The 18,966-nt window shown below is 43.1% G+C and carries 15 protein-coding genes, 1 tRNA gene and 1 other RNA gene; 3 read left to right on the top strand and 14 right to left on the bottom strand.

Features of this window, described 5'->3' with window-relative positions; genetic code table 11:
* Positions 1-1,668, top strand: coding sequence for a CgeB family protein (locus BR06_RS0115945; RefSeq protein ID WP_031484832.1), 1,668 nt, complete (start codon positions 1-3; stop codon positions 1,666-1,668).
* Positions 1,669-1,781: 113 nt separating this feature from the next.
* Here the strand turns inward: BR06_RS0115945 and BR06_RS0115940 are convergent, their stop codons facing one another.
* From BR06_RS0115940 to rfaE2, 10 genes are all read right to left on the bottom strand, one after another.
* Positions 1,782-1,997, bottom strand: a complete 216-nt coding sequence (locus BR06_RS0115940) for an FmdB family zinc ribbon protein (RefSeq protein WP_031484831.1) — start codon at positions 1,995-1,997, stop codon at positions 1,782-1,784.
* Between the two features lie 259 nt (positions 1,998-2,256).
* A complete protein-coding gene (locus BR06_RS0115935; RefSeq protein WP_031484830.1) occupies positions 2,257-3,963 on the bottom strand; it encodes a sensor histidine kinase in 1,707 nt (568 codons plus the stop codon).
* Between the two features lie 115 nt (positions 3,964-4,078).
* Positions 4,079-5,536 (bottom strand): cysteine--tRNA ligase, encoded by a 1,458-nt coding sequence (cysS, locus tag BR06_RS0115930; protein WP_031484829.1) that lies wholly within the window; start codon positions 5,534-5,536, stop codon positions 4,079-4,081.
* Between the two features lie 94 nt (positions 5,537-5,630).
* Positions 5,631-6,530 (bottom strand): hypothetical protein, encoded by a 900-nt coding sequence (locus BR06_RS0115925; RefSeq protein ID WP_031484828.1) that lies wholly within the window; start codon positions 6,528-6,530, stop codon positions 5,631-5,633.
* A 2-nt stretch (positions 6,531-6,532) separates the two neighbouring features.
* Entirely contained in the window at positions 6,533-7,792 is a 1,260-nt protein-coding gene (ispF, locus tag BR06_RS0115920) for a 2-C-methyl-D-erythritol 2,4-cyclodiphosphate synthase (protein ID WP_031484827.1), read from the bottom strand.
* 78 nt (positions 7,793-7,870) lie between these two features.
* An RNA gene (gene rnpB / locus BR06_RS19880) (RNase P RNA component class A) lies at positions 7,871-8,239 on the bottom strand.
* Between the two features lie 59 nt (positions 8,240-8,298).
* Complete coding sequence (locus BR06_RS0115910) at positions 8,299-9,219, bottom strand: zinc ribbon domain-containing protein (RefSeq protein WP_084154205.1); 921 nt, start codon at positions 9,217-9,219, stop codon at positions 8,299-8,301.
* A 162-nt stretch (positions 9,220-9,381) separates the two neighbouring features.
* Positions 9,382-10,191, bottom strand: coding sequence for a Nif3-like dinuclear metal center hexameric protein (locus tag BR06_RS0115905; protein ID WP_031484824.1), 810 nt, complete (start codon positions 10,189-10,191; stop codon positions 9,382-9,384).
* A 202-nt stretch (positions 10,192-10,393) separates the two neighbouring features.
* Positions 10,394-10,469, bottom strand: a tRNA-Ile gene (locus tag BR06_RS0115900).
* A gap of 142 nt (positions 10,470-10,611) precedes the next feature.
* Positions 10,612-11,079 carry a D-glycero-beta-D-manno-heptose 1-phosphate adenylyltransferase gene (rfaE2, locus tag BR06_RS0115895; RefSeq protein ID WP_235727744.1) on the bottom strand — a complete coding sequence of 156 codons (468 nt, stop codon included), beginning with the start codon at positions 11,077-11,079 and terminating at the stop codon, positions 10,612-10,614.
* Between the two features lie 199 nt (positions 11,080-11,278).
* Here rfaE2 and BR06_RS0115890 point away from each other — a divergent pair, with 199 nt between their 5' ends.
* Both BR06_RS0115890 and BR06_RS0115885 read left to right on the top strand, forming a co-directional pair.
* Positions 11,279-11,932, top strand: a complete 654-nt coding sequence (locus BR06_RS0115890; RefSeq protein WP_031484820.1) for a CPBP family intramembrane glutamic endopeptidase — start codon at positions 11,279-11,281, stop codon at positions 11,930-11,932.
* Positions 11,933-12,259, top strand: a complete 327-nt coding sequence (locus BR06_RS0115885; protein ID WP_031484818.1) for a hypothetical protein — start codon at positions 11,933-11,935, stop codon at positions 12,257-12,259. It begins immediately after the preceding gene.
* Between the two features lie 170 nt (positions 12,260-12,429).
* Here the strand turns inward: BR06_RS0115885 and BR06_RS0115880 are convergent, their stop codons facing one another.
* From BR06_RS0115880 to BR06_RS0115865, 4 genes are all read right to left on the bottom strand, one after another.
* Positions 12,430-13,200, bottom strand: a complete 771-nt coding sequence (locus BR06_RS0115880) for a YkgJ family cysteine cluster protein (protein ID WP_156952723.1) — start codon at positions 13,198-13,200, stop codon at positions 12,430-12,432.
* Between the two features lie 26 nt (positions 13,201-13,226).
* On the bottom strand, positions 13,227-14,885 hold the full coding sequence (locus tag BR06_RS0115875) for a glycosyltransferase (RefSeq protein WP_031484814.1): 1,659 nt from the start codon (positions 14,883-14,885) through the stop codon (positions 13,227-13,229).
* A 137-nt stretch (positions 14,886-15,022) separates the two neighbouring features.
* On the bottom strand, positions 15,023-17,098 hold the full coding sequence (locus tag BR06_RS0115870; protein ID WP_031484812.1) for a glycosyltransferase: 2,076 nt from the start codon (positions 17,096-17,098) through the stop codon (positions 15,023-15,025).
* A 70-nt stretch (positions 17,099-17,168) separates the two neighbouring features.
* Positions 17,169-18,950 (bottom strand): amino acid ABC transporter permease, encoded by a 1,782-nt coding sequence (locus BR06_RS0115865; protein WP_031484810.1) that lies wholly within the window; start codon positions 18,948-18,950, stop codon positions 17,169-17,171.
* Positions 18,951-18,966 lie beyond the last annotated feature (16 nt).

The raw sequence follows: 18,966 nt of genomic DNA, 5'->3' as shown, positions 1-18,966 counted from the left end.
ATGGCCGATAAATACGTAGCAAAGGCTGTAGAAGATGAAGGCAAACTAAAAGATATTTGCATTCTATATGATGATAAAACTAAACACATGTGGGGAAAATACGGCCCCCGCAATGAAGAAACTCTTGCAGCCAAAGCAGATCCAATAAAACTACAATTACTGGTAGGTTCAGGCATTGGAATTGCTGCAGAATACATATTACAAGCGGGTCGCCCTCTGCTAATTCTTGACTGCGAGCAGCCCATTCTGGCAGCCACAGATTTAAAAAATAAATTTAAGACCCACTCCAATCTTCACTGGATAGACACTTCTTCACCAGAAAAAGCAGTACATCATATATTGGAACTGAAAAAGCAATTCCAACTTGAAATAGATATTTTGACCATTCCATTCTACCTGCGACTCTCCCCTTTTTACGCAGAAACGATAAGACGGATCTCCGGCAGTTCAGAACAGAAACAGCAGGTTCAAACATGGCCAAAATTTCAATCTGAAAAGCCCAGAATACTTCTATTAACCAGCCAATATTTTCTTATGGGTGAAATAGTCTCAGCCTGTGAGAGACAATCCATTCCGCACATGTTCATTAACATGGATGCAAAAGTAATGGATCTGAACCTGTTCGTTTCCAAGATATCATCAGCAATTAATATTTTTCGGCCAGATTTTGTTCTCACAGTAAATCACCTTGGAGTTGATCAGGAAGGTGTATTAAACACTATACTCCATGAATACGGAGTGCCACTTGCTTCGTGGTTTGTAGATAACCCGCTTCTACTACTGCCACTATATCAAGCGCAAGCCAGCCCCAATACGACCATTTTCACTTGGGACACAGACCGCATGGGTTCCCTGAAAAAGATGGGATACGACAACATATTTCATCTGCCCCTCGGCACTGATCAAACTAGATTTACTCCAGGCAAAGGTTGTCGCAATCCGGCATGGAAGCGTGATATTTCATTTGTCGGAAACTCGATGGTTCATAAAACTGCGCGGAGGCTCGAGGCGGCGCAGCCATCAGGAGCATTGGAACAGCGCTGGAAAGAAGTAGCACATGAATTTGGACTGAAATCCGAACCATCCGTAACCAATTTTTTAAGAACAGATTATCCAGAACTATTATCGGATTATGAAAACCTGATATCTCCATACCGCAAGCTTGCATTCGAAACACTCATTATCTGGCAGGCGACACTTGAATATCGTCTTTCATGCGTTAAAAAAACGCTCGAATACTCGCCTCTAATCGTGGGAGATAACGGCTGGAATAAACTTCTAAAAGACGATAACAACTGGGATTATCATTCTGAATTGTCATACTACGAAGACCTACCCCACTTTTACCCTTGCTCTAAAATAAATTTCAACTGTACCAGCCAGCAAATGAAAGGGGCCGTAAATCAACGGGTATTTGATGTGCCTGCCTGTAACGGTTTTATTCTTACTGACCATCGTTACCAAATGGAAAATCTGTTCGAACCCGGTAAAGAAATTGCGGTATATTACGACATAAAGGAAATCCCTGATCAAATTGCTAAATATACCACTGACTCAAAAACACGAACATCAATAATCAAAGCGGCCCGCAAGCGAATCCTAGCAGAACATACATACGACAACCGAATCTCAACATTAATAAAATGTATGAGAGCAACATATGCATAAGTAAGCAAGCAGACAAAAGCCCCTTTAGATCATATCTAAAGGGGCTTTCAAATGAGCAAGAGACTTTCAAGCAAATAAAACATACTTCCCGACCGGGAAGATAATCACTAGCCTCACGAAAATCCGCTGGAACCACATCCTCCGGCAGGAGGGGCGTAAGATTCACCGCCACTAGTTGAGCTAGCGGACTGTTTGCAGCAAGCGGATATAAGTTTCACTGTGTTTGGGCTTTTACAGGCCGTGCACATCGGTGCTTCCGTACTTGAAGCGGATACAAGCTCTTCAAAAGCAAGACCGCATTCATTACATTTATACTCATAAATAGGCATAACCTAATCGTCCTTACGACCAAGATCATCCTTATCAGACTGCGAACTGCAGCCTTTGGAGGGGCTTCAAGGACTAATACCGAGCTTGGGCAGTACCACTTTCAACAAAACAAAAACAGCTGCGCAAACAGCAATAAGAGACAAAACATCCATCATATAAAACCTCACAAAGTATTATTCAGTTCAGCTTAAAAGTAATGTTTTGATCGGATAAGTCAATACCAATCGAGCAAACGAATTTTAAAACATGATACTAAAATTAATATGTCAGATTCACATAAAACGAAAAAGATGAACCTCGGTCGAGTTTGCTCTCAACAAATATTTCTCCGCCCATCATATTCACAAGTTTCTTAGAAATTGGCAACCCGAGTCCTGTGCCTCCATATTTTCTGGAAGTAGACGAATCAGCCTGAGTAAAACTTTCGAATATACTCTTTATTTTATCTTCTGGAATTCCTATCCCGGTATCAGATACACTGAATATAATTTGATCAGAATCATTCTCAAAAATATTAACATCAATAATTCCAGCCCCAGTGAATTTAATAGCATTGCTAATCAAGTTTGTTAAAACTTGGCGAATTCGAGTCGGGTCCCCTGTTACCTTAGCAGGCACGGACTCTAAAACGTTGCAATTCATTGTAAGACCTTTCTTTTCAGCCTCAACGCGAAGAACTGAAACCACTCTACGAATCATTTCCTCAAGCAAAAACTCATGTTGCTCAATTTCTAAATGACCGGCCTCAATCTTCGATATTTCGAGAACATCATTAATAATTTCAAGAAGAGATTCACCCGCAGTTCCAGTTACTTTTAAAAAGTATTGCTGATCCTCATCAAGCTTAGTTTCTTTCATTAACTCAACCATACCAAGAATAGAGTGCATGGGAGTTCTTATCTCATGGCTCATATTTGCCAGAAATTCACTTTTGACCCTATTTGCAATTTCAGCCCGTTCTTTTTCTTTTTGTACTAAAAGTAAAGTGTCATTTATAGACTTTGAAAGATCAGTTAGCTCATCATCCCCGCTTAAAATCAATTGAAAATCATGAACATCCCTAGTTGATCCACCAGTAAGTTGGGACTTAAGTTCTTCAACCCGGGAAACAAAGACCAAATTCACAAAGAAATTTGTTAATAGTCCTGCAATAAGTAAGGTCCCCAAAAACAGAATCAAAAAAATACCTGTCATGGACATACCGATAGCATAAACTTCCTTCTCCATACTTAAATTAAGCTGAACAATCGGAAGCCCAAGAGCATCTTTTAACACGTAACTACCGACTAAAAGTGAATGTGCTGATGTAGTGGGTTTATAAAATACCCCATCGCTAGCAGAATTTGTGATTTCACCAAAAGAGAGGTTCATACGAAGGTTCTTTCCAAGTGAAGCGATATCCTTATCCCCAAAAAAACGTCCCGCAATTAACGTTCCGCGGGGCGACCCTTCACCAAGACTATTGGTTATTTTCTGCGCGGAAAGCATAACAATTGAATGTGAGAACCTAAGAAGACCTTCTTTACCATCCTTTTCTGTGGCCTCTAAAAACAATGCACCTACACAATCTTTTGTAGAGAAACACTCTATAATTTGATCAATATTTTCCGAAGAATAGGACTCGAATATTTTACCGTCATTATCAATGAACAGCAAAAAATCAATACCTAAGTTCGGGAATACATCTGGTAAAAGATTTGCATCAATGAAATACTGGTTGTGGTCATACATGAAAGCATAAGCATCATCCCACCAAGCCCAACTTCTGCAAATACGGCTCAGACCTTCAGATGTTTTTGAAATAGTATATAAAGCACGGTCAAAATTGTCTTCGACCAAAGACTTCTCAATTTTATAAGAACTATGCGCCATGAATTCAGAAATTCCAATCCAAGCGCCCGTGAGCATTGCGGTGCAAAGAAGGAAAACACCAATCATGGTCTTAGTTTTCAAGCCAACTCTCATTAACAACCTCTTTTGAAAGTAATTCTTAAGAGCTTCCTACTACCCGTTATACAAAAAAAAAGAAACCGGATTAAAATCCGGTTTCTTTTTTAAAGTCATATGGTGTGAATAAATGCTAAATAACATCCCATGTAGGGCCTTGCGGAGTATCTTTAACTTCAACCCCAAGCTTAGCAAGTTCATCTCTAATCCTATCGGACTCCGCAAAGTCTTTGTTTTTTCGTGCACCCTGTCGTGCTGCGACAAATTCTTCGACCTTCGAAACTTCAATGCCTTTGCGTTCGAGCATACAAAGCTTCAACTCTGCTAGAAAATCAGAAGGCTTCTGAGTAAATATACCCAAAACCTCGCCCCACTTCTTCATATCCGCTAAGATACGAATCCAAGCATCGCGTCCACCTTCGCTCTTGCGCCAAGCTTTTTCTTCTGCAATACGCCCGGCCAATCTGACCAAGTTAAATATATGCCCCATTGCTCCGGCTGTATTAACATCATCTTCCATGGCGGCTTCCCAGCCTTTCTCAGCTTCATCAAGTTCAGCAAGAACTTCTTCAGGAAGAGCGGCTTTAGACCACTTCGCTTTTCCAAGTGACTCTTCCATCTGCTGCATAGCGGAATAAACGCGGCGAATACCCTTTTCAGCTTCTTCAAGGGCTTCAAATGAGAAATCGAGCGGACTACGGTAATGCATTGTTAGCAAGAAATAACGCAGCGTTTCCGGTAGAAATTTAGCAATAATATCTCTGATGGTAAAAAAGTTACCAAGAGATTTTGACATTTTCTCGGAATTGATCTGAACAAAACCATTGTGCACCCAAAAACGGGCCATTGGTTTTCCTGTGGCAGCTTCACTTTGCGCAATTTCATTTTCATGATGGGGAAAACTCAAATCCTGCCCGCCACCATGAATATCAAATGGCAATGACAAGTATTTTTCGCTCATGGCGGAACATTCAAGGTGCCAGCCGGGACGTCCCTGTCCCCAAGGACTTTCCCATGAAGGCTCACCTGGCTTAGCAGATTTCCAAAGAGCGAAATCAAGAGGATCTTCTTTTTCTTCACCCGGCTTGATACGTGCTCCGGACTGAAGATCTTCAATGTTTCTACCAGAAAGCTTTCCATATCCTTCAAAAGAACGGACCTTGAAGTAAACATCACCAGAAGGAGTCGAGTACGCATGCCCCTTATTAATAAGGAGCTCAGTCAAAGTCAGCATTTCAGGAATATGCTCTGTACACTTAGGTTCAATGTCCGCCCGCAAAATATTAAGCCTGTCCATATCAACGTAAAATTCGCCGATAAACTTTTCTGCAAGATCGGCAGGAGAAACGCCGGACTCATTTGCGCGATTGATAATTTTATCATCAATATCGGTAAAGTTGCGGACAAATGTCACATCATACCCTTTGTATCTCAGGTAACGCACCAGAACGTCAAAAACAACAGATGACCGAGCATGCCCGATATGGCACAGATCATAAGCAGTGATTCCACATGCATACAAACTGACCTTGTTACCGTCTTTTGGAACAAATTCCTGCTTCTTGCGTTCAAGTGTATTATAGAGGCGCATAGCAACTCCTTTCTCTATTTCTTAATCTAATATTTTAATTTATATGACTTTCTTATTTATAAAATACAATTAAAGTCACAAACAATTAGCAGTACTAATTCAACTGGGCAGGTTTAGCATGGGCTGTTACACCGTATAAACTCAGCAGTTCTTCAAAACTATTTCCCATGAACAGATAAAGCAATGAAACCGGATCTGCCGGATCGACTTTCACCTGTATATTGTCAGGATTCGCAATAAACTCAATCAGCTCACCGTAAAAATCTTCAGCATGACCATTTCCAAGACTTCTGGATTCCTGCATTTTGAGTTGCAGATTTTCAAGGACCCCTTCCAGATAAGTTTCTGAGGTCATCTTCGCTGAAAATGCAGAAAATTCGATCATCCGCGAAATTAAAGAATTGTCGTGTAAAACAAAATCACCGTTCAAAACTTTAACTCCGATTAAACCGCTTAACCCCGGACTGTCCAGCTTAACATCACTTAGATTGAAACCAACGTTAAGCTTACAAATATCTTTCCCATCAAAATCAAGCTTGCGGACCGAAATTAGTTTAGCAGCCTCTTCATAAATATAGTCGGCAGATAGATCAAAACGTAAGTTATTGTATCCCATCTTACCAAAATCACGCGAGAGAGTTCCTAAATTCATAAAATCAACAGGAACGTTTATTCCTTTCACATCTCCCTCGAAATAGTGCGGAATAGCATGCTTATCATCAAATCTTTTTATTACAACGAACTCAGCCGAACAAGTACCACCAACCGCAAAGTCGAGCTGGACATTCCAAACCATAATATTCTGATTCAACGGATTAACCAAAGCGCGGTCAAAGGATATTTCAACTGCATTCGAATATTTTTCAGTAAATTCTTTAACTTTCTGCTGTGAATAATCCTGTAAAACAAAATAACCTACAACTCCGGCAATTATAATCACCGAAACAAATACAACTAGCCATCTCAGAAATGAACCACCGCGCTTGCCACTCATGATTAACCTTTCTTAATTCTCTTAAGTCCAGTCACCGCAGCAACAGCCTTAATGCCTTTCTTTTCTCCGGTAAAGCCGAGCCTCTCTTCAGTGGTGGCCTTCACATTAATCTGCGATTTATCAAGCCCCATAAGAGCGGCAATATTCTTTTGGATAAGATTTCTATGCGGTGAAAGTTTTGGAACCTGCGCAATAACGGTCAAATCGACATGAACAATTTCAACTCCAGCTTCTTCAGCCTGAGACAAAACTTCTGTGACAATGATACCACTCGCCATGTTTTCACAGGCAGCACTCGTATCAGGAAAATGAAATCCAATATCCCCGCCGCCAAAAAGACCTAAAATGGCATCCGCTAAAGCATGCAAAAGAACATCGCCATCAGAGTGAGCTATAACTTGCGGCCCTCCGGCAATAGGCACTCCGCCCAAAACCATGGGACGTCCGGGACCGTACTTATGAACATCATATCCCCATCCGACACACGGAACAGGCTGAGCATTTTCTTCGATACGTTTTAAGTCTTCTGGATTTGTGATCTTCACGTTGGTTTCCTCTCCGGCGCAAATGTGAACCTTTACTTTTGATGATTCCATTCCCGCGATATTATCTGCATACTCATCAGCCCCGCGAAGTTCACTTCCAAGCATTTCTACCATAGAAGCATCGTCGGTTACATCCCATCCTTTCTCGTCTGCCATTTTGTGGGCAGCAAGCAAAATAGGAAGATAAAAGCCCTGCGGAGTTTGCACAGCACGAAGATTTGATCTGACCAAAGTCTGTTTGACGGTATCGCCCTCAACTTCTTTAATCGTATCAGTAACTTCTACAGCCGGAATAACTGCCGGAATTCCACTAACTAAAGTATCAATAATATTTGTAACAAGAGGCCCGGAGGCGAAAGGACGAGCTGAATCATGAACGAGGGTATGCGTGCATTTAGCGGGTAAAACGCTAAGCCCGTTAAAAACGGAATCCTGCCTGCGTGCTCCACCAGCTACAACCTTAAAAGGAAGTCCAAGCGAATCTGCGCCATCAAGATCAGCAACAACTGTTTTCATTTCTTCCACCTGATCCGGCGGAAAAACAAAAACAATCCCTGAAATTTTGGGAGTATGTGAAAAGGTAATTGCGGAATGCCAGAAGAGCGGAAAGCCCTTCCATAAAAGAAACTGTTTTTTTACCCCGCCGACAGATGCGGCAAGGCGTGTACCACTGCCTGCGGCTAAGATAACAGCCCAGACTTCGGAGGATGTGCTCATAAATATCCCTGCAACCGCACTCCTCCCGCGACCGCAGGAAAAACAAAATCATGGCCGGGGGAAGAGTTAAAATAATAAAGATGGAGTCGGACTATAAGCCGGGTCTTGTACTAGGTCGAAACCAAGTGACCATCATTCCTCTAGGATGCACGTTACCATACACCTCAAGCAACCTACCCGAAAGTATCGGCCGGGCCGGCCTCAAACACTTTCCTATTTGGTCTTGCTCCGGACGGGGTTTACCTAGCCGGACATGTCACCATGCCCGCTGGTGGGCTCTTACTCCACCGTTTCACCCTTACTCCAGTGACAAGTCATCGGAGCGGTCTATTCTCTGTGGCACTTTTCCCGGAATCGCTTCCGCTGGGAGTTACCCAGCGCCCTGCCCTACGGAGCCCGGACTTTCCTCCCCGATATAAATATCGCGGCGATGATCCGTCCAACTCCATCAAAAAAAAGAAGGGAGCATAAACTCCCCTCAACTTTACTTAACTATCAAATTATCTTTATTCAGCTTTAGGCTCTTCAGCTTTAGCCGTCTTTACTATTACTTCAGGAGAAGCCTCAGGCTCAACTACAGGAGCTTCTGCATCCTTTTTAGCTGCGGCCTTTTTCTTAGGAGCGGCTTTTTTTGCTGCGGCCTTTTTAGGCGCTGCTTTTTTAGCTGCTGCTTTCTTCTTAGGAGCTTTTTTAGGCTTAACTGGTTCTGGCTCAGGCTCTACTTCAACCCAGTAAGTCAAACGCTGACAGTTAGGACAGCTGATAATCTGCTTTCCTTCCTGTAAACTATTGTAAACCTGTGGAGGAATCATGATATTACAACCGGTACAAACTGCTTCCATAACTGGAACAATAACCGGATGAGCAAGGCGTGAGCGGATAAATTCATATCTGCCGAGAATAGGAGCAGGAACAACTAGTCCACACTTTCCTCTCTGCCTGTTCAGCTTATCAAGCTTAGTCTGAGCACTTGTGAGCTTAGCTTTAAGACCAACGCGTTTTTCATCAAGCTCAGTATTGAGAGCGTCGATCTTCTCGTTGGTTTCCACAAGCATTTCGTTCTGACGAGTAGTCTCTTCAAGAACGGTAATTTTTTCTTCTTCGCGAAGTCTATTAAGCTTTTCGAGGCTATCCATTTCACGCATCATTGCATGATATTCTTTGGTGGTGCCAACAAGCATCAGCTTGCTTTTGCTCTTTTTGACTTTTACGCCATCTTCTTCAATTTCAAATTCAAGTTTTTTCTGTTGCTCTTGAAGAAGTACAAGCTTCTCTTCGAGCTGCTCTTTACGCTTTTCAAGCGAAGCATGGCGAGATTCAAGATCTGCCACATCTTTGGGAGCCTGGTCGATTTCTACTTCAAGGAGAAGAATGTCGTCATCAACCTTCTGCAAAACTTTAAGCTGTTCAACTTGTTTTTCATACATTATGGGGTCCCCTTTTGCGAATGATTCCTACAAATCTACGCCGCATCGATGTTCGGAAACTTATTGACCGACTATGCCGATCTGTCCCGTAATAAAAACACATTCAAGTTCCGTAAGGCCTATACGAAACCCGTAATTTATCTGTCGCTATAGCAGTCCCGCTTAGGACTTCAGAACACCTTTCCCTTGCAAATAATAAGCAAAGGGATTGCGTCCAGTAAAAAATCTTACTTCAAATCCGCCTTTCGACTCCTGCTCAAGAACAACAGCAAAGCGGCGCATCATCTCTTCTTCTAGAGAAAAATGCCCCACATCGAGGACGGCTCCAACGCTTTCCTGCGCCGGATGATACTTAACATCGCCAGTGATAAAGACATCAGCGCCCTGCGCAAAAGCCTTATTCATAAACGATGTTCCTGAACCGGGACACATGGCTACTCTGCTGACCGTTTCGGGTTCCGAACCGCAAAGCGCGATAACTCCGCAACCAGTAGTCTGAGCCACCTGCCTAACAAAAACTTCGTATGACATAGCATACTCAAGATCACCAATACAGCCATACCCCAGTATTTCACCAGAATCATTCTCTGCAACAGGATCAAGCACCCGCAGACCTCTAAGCCCAAGCTCACGCCCAAGCCATGAAACAACACCGCCAAACTGCACATCAAGTGATGTATGTGCCGCGCACAGTGTTGCATCTGCGCATAAAATCTGTTTCATCACATCACGAAACCAATCAAGTTCGGCAGGTAGCTTAGGTTCAATAGCCAAGGGATGATGAGTCAGAATCACTTCTGCGTCCCACTCCAAAGCACTGGACACAACCTGCGGCAGAGGATCAAGAGCCACTGCTACTTTTTTGACTTCTTTCTCAGGCCCGGCAATTTGCACACCACAGTTATCCCATGCTGCTGCGAAGCGTGAGGGTGCAAGCGTTTCAATAAGACTGATTACATTCGATGTTTTCATAAAATCACCGTATACTCTCGCCGTTACTAATAATTTGCACTTTCAGGATGAAAGAATCTCTCAACTACTTACCATAAAATATCAATTTCAGAGAAAAGAAGATGCTCCCGCGGGGCTACCCCTTGGGAGCACAGAATCTTTCTTGAATAGAAAGTCGTAAAATTCTGGATTGTTTTTGAGAAGAATCCATATGATATTTTGATGGTGGGCCAACCAGGATTCGAACCTGGGACCATCCGGTTATGAGCCGGGGGCTCTACCAACTGAGCTATTGGCCCTTTATTCCAAGAGAGTCGAGCTAAATAGCCCAACTATGACAACCTTGTCAAGCGTTCAAAAAAAATATTAACCGAAAAACCGCTAAGCAAACTACTACCACAACTACTGAAATACTTAAACAAGATACTTACAGGGCAAATTCTATTCAATCTCATTATCTCTGATGAAACGGATTACAGAAGTAGTTGAATACCCGGGAAGCAACGGGAGACTAAGAACAACGCCGCCGCGCCCTTCTACAATATCGCGCCCGACAATGTTATCAACGGTCCAGTCTCCACCTTTAACGAGCACATCAGGCTGAACTTTGCTGATTAATTCAAGCGGAGTATCTTCATCAAAAAATATTACATAATCAATGCTGGCAAGCCCCGCAAGCACGAAAGCCCTCTGTTTTTGAGAAACCACAGGTCTCTTTTCACCCTTGATTGACCGCACAGATTTGTCACTATTCAGCCCGAGAACAAGAATATCACCCTGCTCCTTAGCACGCGCAAGAAGGTCCACATGTCCGGCATGAAGAATATCAAAACACCCATTGGTAAAGACTATTTTACCATTTATAGTAGCATCAGATCTTATCTTTTCAAATTCATCAGCTAGGAGTATCTTTGGGCTGGTCAATTCAGTATTTAATGTTTCGGACAAAGCAATGTCTCCAATTCTAGTCTAATAAACTTATATTTAGCTTGTAATATAGAATTAAATTTAACAATAATTCACAATTACCAATTCACTGACTTCAAACATCCGTAGATGCAAGGCCGATATTAATCAGCTTCCCGAACTTGGCAAGGAGAAATTTCCCGTGAATTTCAAAAATAAAATAACTTTATTTATACTAGCAGCACTTCCGTTCTACCTTAACGACTTCTCCAATATATTCGTAAAGGATGAAGTCACATGGATCACGCTAGATTATTCATTAAAATTGATCCCGCTCGCCTTTTTGCTATGCATGATCAAGGCAGGTAATCTCAGCTTTAAAGACCTTGGCATAACCACCCTCTCTCCCAAAAGATTCGCGTTCTGGACCTTTTCCATCACGGCTCTAGGGCTTTGCCTCGATGAACCAGGGTTTTCGATCTGGGGAAAAATTTTACCATCCATCAACCTCGGCTCCATCCCAATCGGACAGGACTCTCCGTACTTCCTGCTTGATATGACCGTGGGATTAGCTCTCGTTGCCATAGCAGAAGAAGTCATATTCCGCGGACTGGCCTTCACTGCGCTAAAAGAGAAAGGATACTCCCCATCAACCGTGTTCATCATTTCCGGCATAACATTCGGTTTGATTCACTGGTCTGCCGGCCCTGTTGCTATAGTGGCAACGGCCATCACAGGTTCGGGACTCATGGTCTGTATGTGGAAAACTAGGTCGATACTGCCGACCATTGTCGCACATTATATAATTAACTATCTTTCATTCTCAGGGATGGCTGTAAAATTTTGGGGAATATAAATGTGTAAAATCATCCTTGCGGCAATTCTGACTTTATTAATGTCTGCACAAACTGGATTATGCGAAAACCTCTGCGATCAAATATATAATTCAGATCTTTACCATCTCTGTTCTAACGAGCCTGAATTGATCAAAGATGCAGACCTGCGCAATCTCAGCATGGGTCAATGCAATTTAATAAAGAATGAAAATATGTATTACTACTGCAAAGGGGATAAGGGACAGATCATAGATAGAAACTGGCGAGCACTTGCTGACGGGAATTGCCACTTAATTTCAGGGAATCAGGGGTTGTTTTATTATTGTAAGAAGAAGAAACAGGAATAAATTTATCGCTTCACCACGGGAGAGCACAACTATCCCTACCATTTCCTTCAACATATAATGGTGTACCAAAACGCACCATAAGAAATCAGCATTAAACAAAAAACCCCGATAACAGCCAAAGCCATTATCGGGGTAATCAAAACCAATTCTACTTTAAATATATATAAAAGCTAAACTTTAGGCTTCAAATTCTCAGATGAACCGAGAACTATCAGCTCTACCCAGTCAAAGGCGAACTCAAGACAAGCATCTTCATCACTGAGGATAGCGGCCTGTCTTTCTTCTGATACATCCAGCCTTGAAAAGACGTTCATATCTTTGATAAAGTTCATAAAATTATCTATCTGATAAAGTGCGAGGAACACCATGTTCAGCTTCTTCTCGTCAAGCACAACTCCTGCTTTACGTGCGCGAGTCATAATGCGCATGTAGCGATCGTTTATTTCGTTGTACTCTTCGAGACCCTGATCTTTCAGCCATTCACTGCTGGTCCATTCTTTTTTTTCTTTAAAACCGTCACAGTGTGGTTCCTGCACAACAAAGAGCTGCTCGAGCATTCCACCTTCACTATCCATCTGTGAAGCTCTACCGAGCGGGTAAGTACGGCAAGCACCCGGCCTATTTTCATAAACAGTACACCCCTCGTCACAGACGAACGGACAACTGCGCTTTGCATTATCAAGCATGCGGAGCTTCGCCATTGGGAAGCCAGCGCCTGAGGTGCTGGAAACATCAACATGATTGTGAATGAACTTCTTACTGTCGTGATTAAGCCCTTTACGGAGTCTCAATACATCATAAGGAGTCAGCATCATGTGCAAATTGCCACAACAGGCATTGAAACATGAAACTCCTGGGTAACAGGAAAACGCAAATGTTTTTCCTTCTTCAAGCTCAGGCAAACTATTCAAAAAATCTTCGGTGGTATCTTGTCTGGACATCATTTCTCCATATCTTTTTCCGGCAATCAACTTGTAAGAAAGCCCTTTTCTGCCAGATATTTAAGCTTTTTTTCAATATCCTGCTGAAGAAGCCTTTCTTCGTCAGCCATAATACTTAAAATTTCACTCCGCGGATGCATAGCCTGCATTTTATACTTATTTCCCAGTGCATTACCTTCTTGAGAAATAGAAACCCGGCTAGCTGCTCCGGTGTTTTTACGGTGCAATATCCGCAAATGACCTTGGTACACAGCGAACTCGCCTTTAAGGCAATTTCGCAGATCGTGCTCCATATCGTCATACTGAGACGGAGAAAGGAACAGGGAAAAGCCTCCGTTGTCAAGAAGCTTCTCAGTTCTAAACATATGGCAGCACCCTGTCACAGACGCACAAGGACGTATGTAATCGAAAAATCCACCATCAAGCAGCTGATGGTGTAAACCTGAAACCTTGAACGGGTTAGGGGCAAGTTTGCTTAAATCAACTTCCGGCCCGTCACCCTCTTCACCAGAGGGCTGAATAAGATGCAGATCAACGGACTGCATTACTGCGGGGGAAATATGGTCTACGACTTTACAGCCCCAAGCTCCGGCATCAGGATATTCTTCAACCGCCGCCCCGAAACGCAAAAGCCAATCAGGATCGACTTCCACATCGTCATCAAGATAAATAGCAAAGTCACTTGCTTTCACTTTCGGCTCATTCATCAACCAGTTACGAGCTGCCGCCGCGCCAACATTTACAGGCAAATCAATGCGGACCATCCGCTCACCAAATTCACTTTGCCAGCGATCAACCACTTCGGAAGTTCCGTCGCTTGAGCCATTATCAAGCATAAAAATTTTAGCATCCCCTAATTCGGAACGATGCAGGGAGCCGAGCGTACCATCCAGCTCTTCATCTTTATTGAAAGAATATAAAAGGATCGCGACTTTTCCATCTAGCGGAATAAATTTATCATCAAGCCCAACGGCTAGATCGTAAAGACGCAGAGTTTCCGAGCTTCTCCACGGCTGAATCATAACAGAGCCGGAAAGCAGGCTTACGGCTAGATCCTTATCTCCGAGCGCGAGCACAATAGACGCAGCCAAGTGCGCAAAGTTTTCAATGCCGAAAGGTTCAGACGCTATCCGCAAAAGTTTAAATGCTTCAAGCGGGTCACCATCCATGAAGGTGAAGAATGCTTTTGATACGGTAATTGCCGGCGTGAGCTGCGCGCTAAATTCTGCGGAAAGTACTTGGAGACCGAATTCAAAATCTGAATTGGCTCCCGCATAAATGAGGCCCTGCTGAACCCAAAACAAATTAGACGGTTCCTTTTCAATGGAGGACAAAATATATGAGCGTATTTTAAGATTATCCCGCTTTGCTATAATCCGTAAGAAATATGAGAGATTAGCGGGACAATTCCAATTTGCGGCAACAACGGTAATACACTGCGCAACAGGAGCAGGAAAAAGAGGAAGAAGAGCTTCGATATTTAAAAGCTGCTGTGCGCTATTTCCATCAAGTGGATTTGCGGCATATGCGGAAAGTAATATTTCCACAGCTAACTGAGGATCAGATTCCAAACAGTTAATTCCGATCTCAAACAGATGCTTCCCGCCAACGGAACCTAAAAGTAACCGTGAACGGGCGGACATATCCATTTCAGACCAATATTCTTCGATGGGGGAGACATTCATTATTTACGTACCATTCCTCGCTTATTAAGAACTGCACGTCCAATATTTCATAAAGACAATACAGCCTTACGGTTTCGTAAAAGCGAGATCATATGTAGCACGCATCGGAGAAGTGTCCAAATAGTTACTAAGCAGATCTAATCGTCCAAAAGAGCGTCAATTTCAAGCGGCCCTCTTTTGGGTGCATCTTTGGTAAGAGAGCTGTAAACGCCCAGCAGTGAGCGGGATTTTGAAGAACTACTCATAAGATTACGGACAATTTTACGGTTCAGCCTACCCATATTTTTACGCAGATCACCATCGTCGATCAGCTTTTTAATCGATGCAGAAATCGCGGACACATCTTCAACGGGACAAAGGAACCCGTTAAGTCCGTCACGAATCAGCTCGGACGTTCCTCCCGCATCAGTACAAACTGTTGCAAGCCCGGCATCGAAAGCTTCAATAAGGGTATTGGGCATGGATTCCTGACGAGAACTCATCACGTAAATATGTGAAGCGGCAAGTATACGCACAGCTTCATCGTGGCTGACATAGCCGGGACATTCTATGCGTTCAAGCGTGGACGGAGAAGCAATATCTTTATACGCGGATAAGTCTTCCAATCCGACAGCAATAAATCTTACTCCCTCGCAAGGATCCTGCGACAGCAAAGATTCTACGGCCTTGATAAAAACGTCAGGACCTTTTGCGTGTCCCGAATTGCCAACATAGGTCACAGTTGTTGCAACTGCGCGGCGCGGCTTACGACCGCCACCAGCAAATGAGTTATAAACAACGTGCGCGCGTTTGGCCGGAACACCATGCTTCAAAAGGACTTCACGACATTTTTCGGAATTACAAATATATCCATTACCGATGAGCGAAAAAAGTGGGGCCAGAGGATTGGGCTTATAGATCACGCCTCTGTTGAAAAATAGTTTGAAACTTTTCCCACTGAGAAGAGAGAGTCCTTTCGCAATGCATGAAATTTTAACGGCGCGGTTGTGATAAGTGTGAACCACATCGACCTTTTTCTCAGCAATAATTTTGGAAAGAAAATTTGCTGCTGTAAAAAGGTTCTTGAAATCTTCTAATACGACAACTTCCGCGCCAGCCTTCTCCAGCTCAGGAATAAGGCCGGACTCGGGAGGCAGAACGGCTACAACTTCTACTCCGGCAGCGCGCATGGCTTTCGCACTGTTAATAAGCTGCCTGCTGCCTCCGGACAATTTGCCGGTATCTGTTATATATAGAACGCGCGCAATGTCATTTTTCTTGCTGAAAAATTTGAAGCACGCCATAGCAGGAGCTTCATTGCCGTACATAAGCAAACGCTTGCGAATCCACGCAGCATCTTTACTCGAGCCAACTCCTATGCGGTTGATATGCATAGGATCGGTTCCGATCATATTTGCTGAGCGCTCAAGAGTGAATGTGCCGGAAAAACCGCATAAAGATGCTTCCTGCATGGATATGGAATCAAAATGTCCCCAAGGCCAGCAGAAAAATTGACGTCTTGCGCCATTAATTTTTTTGATTTTTTCAAGACAGGTGCTAAAATCTTTGCGACAGAATTCTCTTCTTTCTTCATCAGTGCGTCTTTTAAAAAGCACACGCCCTTTTTTAAATATAGGCCAGAATCCATTATACGCGAACGCACTGCCATTTTCATAAACGGGAAGTTTTGCATTGAATTTGCGATAGATCCCCCAGGTGGACCAGTGGGAACCTGCTGAGTAATTGCCCCGAGAGCGGAAATCTTTGAAACAACCCTGATGGTTGCGGGTATGAGCATAAACTTCCATCCCCTTGTCATGGACAAGAGATTTAAGTTCAGCTTCATTCATGAATTGTGAGGTATCTTTTTCTGATAAAGCTTTGATGAAAGATTCACGCATGGGCAGAATCTCAGGAACATCAGGTTTTGAGCGGATATTTCCCTCGCCGATGAAATCACTGATAGCAAAGAATACGCCTTTCATCCCACGCTCTTCAAGCATAGGCACGACAGTCAACCAATTGCTGATGTGACAATCGTCAAAGGTGAGGACTACGTACTTCTTATCGAGCTTACGTCGCCCCATGCATATTTCATAAAGATGATTAGCGGAGATGGTTTGAAATCCCATTTCAGCAATGACATCTAAATGTGCAGCAAAGGTTTCGGGGGAATGGCCATCTTCTTCACAGACAGCGTGATAACAGAAAACAGGAATACTCTTACCAAACATGAGCCTTCTCCGGACGCTTCAATTCAGAATCCTTCCCCGTACGCAAAAAGCACAAGAGGAAGGAAGTCAATTACATCTGCAGTCGGAAAGTGTCCGTTGACAACTTCCGTTCAAGGCGTCTTGCCACGATGCTCATCATGTAGCAACAAATAAAATACAATGCTGCCACTGTAGTATAAATCTCAAAAGGATAAATCATCAGTCTGTTATTAAGTCCCTGAGCCACAAATGTAAGCTCGAGAACACCAATAACGAAGGCCAGTGAGGAATCTTTAAAGATTGCGATAAACTGCCCGACAATGGCGGGAAGCATCTGCTTAAGCGCCTGCGGAAGGATAATTTTGCGCATGGCCTGTAAGTATGTCAGCCCGGTACTTACAGCTGCTTCAAGCTGTCCCGGAGGAATATTCTGAATACCGCTTCGTACTATTTCAGCAAGATATGCACCGGTAAACACAGTCAGAGCAATGGTTGCACTCCAGAATACATTTAGGAATGCGCCAGTTAAAATCGGAATAAAGAAGTAAATCCAGAAGATAACCATGATCAGCGGGTTACCGCGAATCAATTCAATATATAAGGTACTTGGAATAAAGAACAATTTATTCTTGGAAGTTCTACCGACACCTACAATGAGGCCGATAAAGAAACTGACCGAGATAGCGATAACTGACATAATAATAGAGAATGACAAACCACCAAGTCCCCATAAAACCTCATCAGGTCCGCCCTGCGGGAAACGCCAGTAAATCATTGTGCCGATATTATCCCAGATAACCTGAAAGTTAAACTTGGAAAGACCGACTCCAGCCATAACTATTAAGAACAGCAAAAATGCGAGAAATGTTCCTTTCCACGCTAAAGAGAAAACCTTCGCAATATTAGCAAGCAAAGCTTTTCTAGCGGCCTGTGCGGTTGTAAGATTGAAACCTTCAGTGCGTCTGCGGAAACAATTCCTGCTAAGCATAGAAAGAAGTGCAAGAGGAGCGAGGAAAGGCCAGAAGAAGATATCGGCGAGAAGATGCCCGATTGTTCTATTCTTTTTAGGTATGATCTGGAGTTTAAGATTCACCAGATTAAGTATCCCGGCAATAGTCAGGGAAAGTGAAAGATATACAACTGTAGCAGCGGTAGTTGCTTCGAATCCCTTAAAAGTAAGGGATTCAATTTGCTGAGAAGCCCAGCAAAGCTCTGCGACACCTACGACCATAGCAAGTGATGAGTTCTTCATATTGTTCAAGAACTCACTTCCGAGTGGTGGAATGATTGCTCTGAAAGCAAGAGGTAGAACAATTTTACTAAGTGCCTGAAACGGCGTTAGGCCGGATGAATAGGCAGCTTCAAGAAGTCCTTTCGGAATAGACTGAATACCAGCACGAATAACCTCAGCCATAAATGCGCTGGTGTAAACACCAAGCCCTACGGTGGCAGAGATCATTTCGTAATTGTAATCGAAAAGTTTGTAACGAAGCTCTTCCGGCAAAGCCATTGGAAGTGCGAAGTACCAGAAGAAAAGCTGAATCAAGAGCGGTGTATTTCTGAAAAATTCAACATAAGCAGAAGCGAAATAATTAATTGGCTTGAACTGAGATAAACGCCCAAGACCGAATAAAATCCCCAGTCCAAGTGCAATGGCAGAACTGATCAGGGATATGGTGATGGTATTTCCCAGTCCGGTGATAAGCATATCACCCAGTACAATGCCGTAGGACGCGTCTTTTACATAAAGAACAGTCCAGTCAAACTTATAGCCGAAGTCAAAAACCCAGCCGAAATAATATACAAGCAGAGCGGTTACAGCTGCAAGGCAAAAATACTGTACCCATGCTTTTTCAAGATAATGGTTGATCATTGCTGAATTTTCTCAT

The sequence above is a fragment of the Maridesulfovibrio frigidus DSM 17176 genome (assembly GCF_000711735.1).
GTDB lineage: Bacteria > Desulfobacterota > Desulfovibrionia > Desulfovibrionales > Desulfovibrionaceae > Maridesulfovibrio > Maridesulfovibrio frigidus.
This window is presented reverse-complemented; position numbering and strand designations above follow the sequence as displayed.

What these genes read in the sequence shown, in the direction of transcription:
- BR06_RS0115880 (WP_156952723.1), bottom strand. Translation starts at nt 13,200, where the DNA reads ATGTCCAGACAAGATACCACCGAAGATTTTTTGAATAGTTTGCCTGAG.
- BR06_RS0115910 (WP_084154205.1), bottom strand. Translation starts at nt 9,219, where the DNA reads ATGTATGAAAAACAAGTTGAACAGCTTAAAGTTTTGCAGAAGGTTGAT.
- BR06_RS0115925 (WP_031484828.1), bottom strand. Translation starts at nt 6,530, where the DNA reads ATGAGTGGCAAGCGCGGTGGTTCATTTCTGAGATGGCTAGTTGTATTT.
- BR06_RS0115865 (WP_031484810.1), bottom strand. Translation starts at nt 18,950, where the DNA reads ATGATCAACCATTATCTTGAAAAAGCATGGGTACAGTATTTTTGCCTT.
- BR06_RS0115935 (WP_031484830.1), bottom strand. Translation starts at nt 3,963, where the DNA reads ATGAGAGTTGGCTTGAAAACTAAGACCATGATTGGTGTTTTCCTTCTT.
- BR06_RS0115885 (WP_031484818.1), top strand. Translation starts at nt 11,933, where the DNA reads ATGTGTAAAATCATCCTTGCGGCAATTCTGACTTTATTAATGTCTGCA.
- BR06_RS0115940 (WP_031484831.1), bottom strand. Translation starts at nt 1,997, where the DNA reads ATGCCTATTTATGAGTATAAATGTAATGAATGCGGTCTTGCTTTTGAA.
- BR06_RS0115905 (WP_031484824.1), bottom strand. Translation starts at nt 10,191, where the DNA reads ATGAAAACATCGAATGTAATCAGTCTTATTGAAACGCTTGCACCCTCA.
- BR06_RS0115875 (WP_031484814.1), bottom strand. Translation starts at nt 14,885, where the DNA reads ATGAATGTCTCCCCCATCGAAGAATATTGGTCTGAAATGGATATGTCC.
- ispF (WP_031484827.1), bottom strand. Translation starts at nt 7,792, where the DNA reads ATGAGCACATCCTCCGAAGTCTGGGCTGTTATCTTAGCCGCAGGCAGT.
- BR06_RS0115945 (WP_031484832.1), top strand. Translation starts at nt 1, where the DNA reads ATGGCCGATAAATACGTAGCAAAGGCTGTAGAAGATGAAGGCAAACTA.
- cysS (WP_031484829.1), bottom strand. Translation starts at nt 5,536, where the DNA reads ATGCGCCTCTATAATACACTTGAACGCAAGAAGCAGGAATTTGTTCCA.
- BR06_RS0115870 (WP_031484812.1), bottom strand. Translation starts at nt 17,098, where the DNA reads ATGTTTGGTAAGAGTATTCCTGTTTTCTGTTATCACGCTGTCTGTGAA.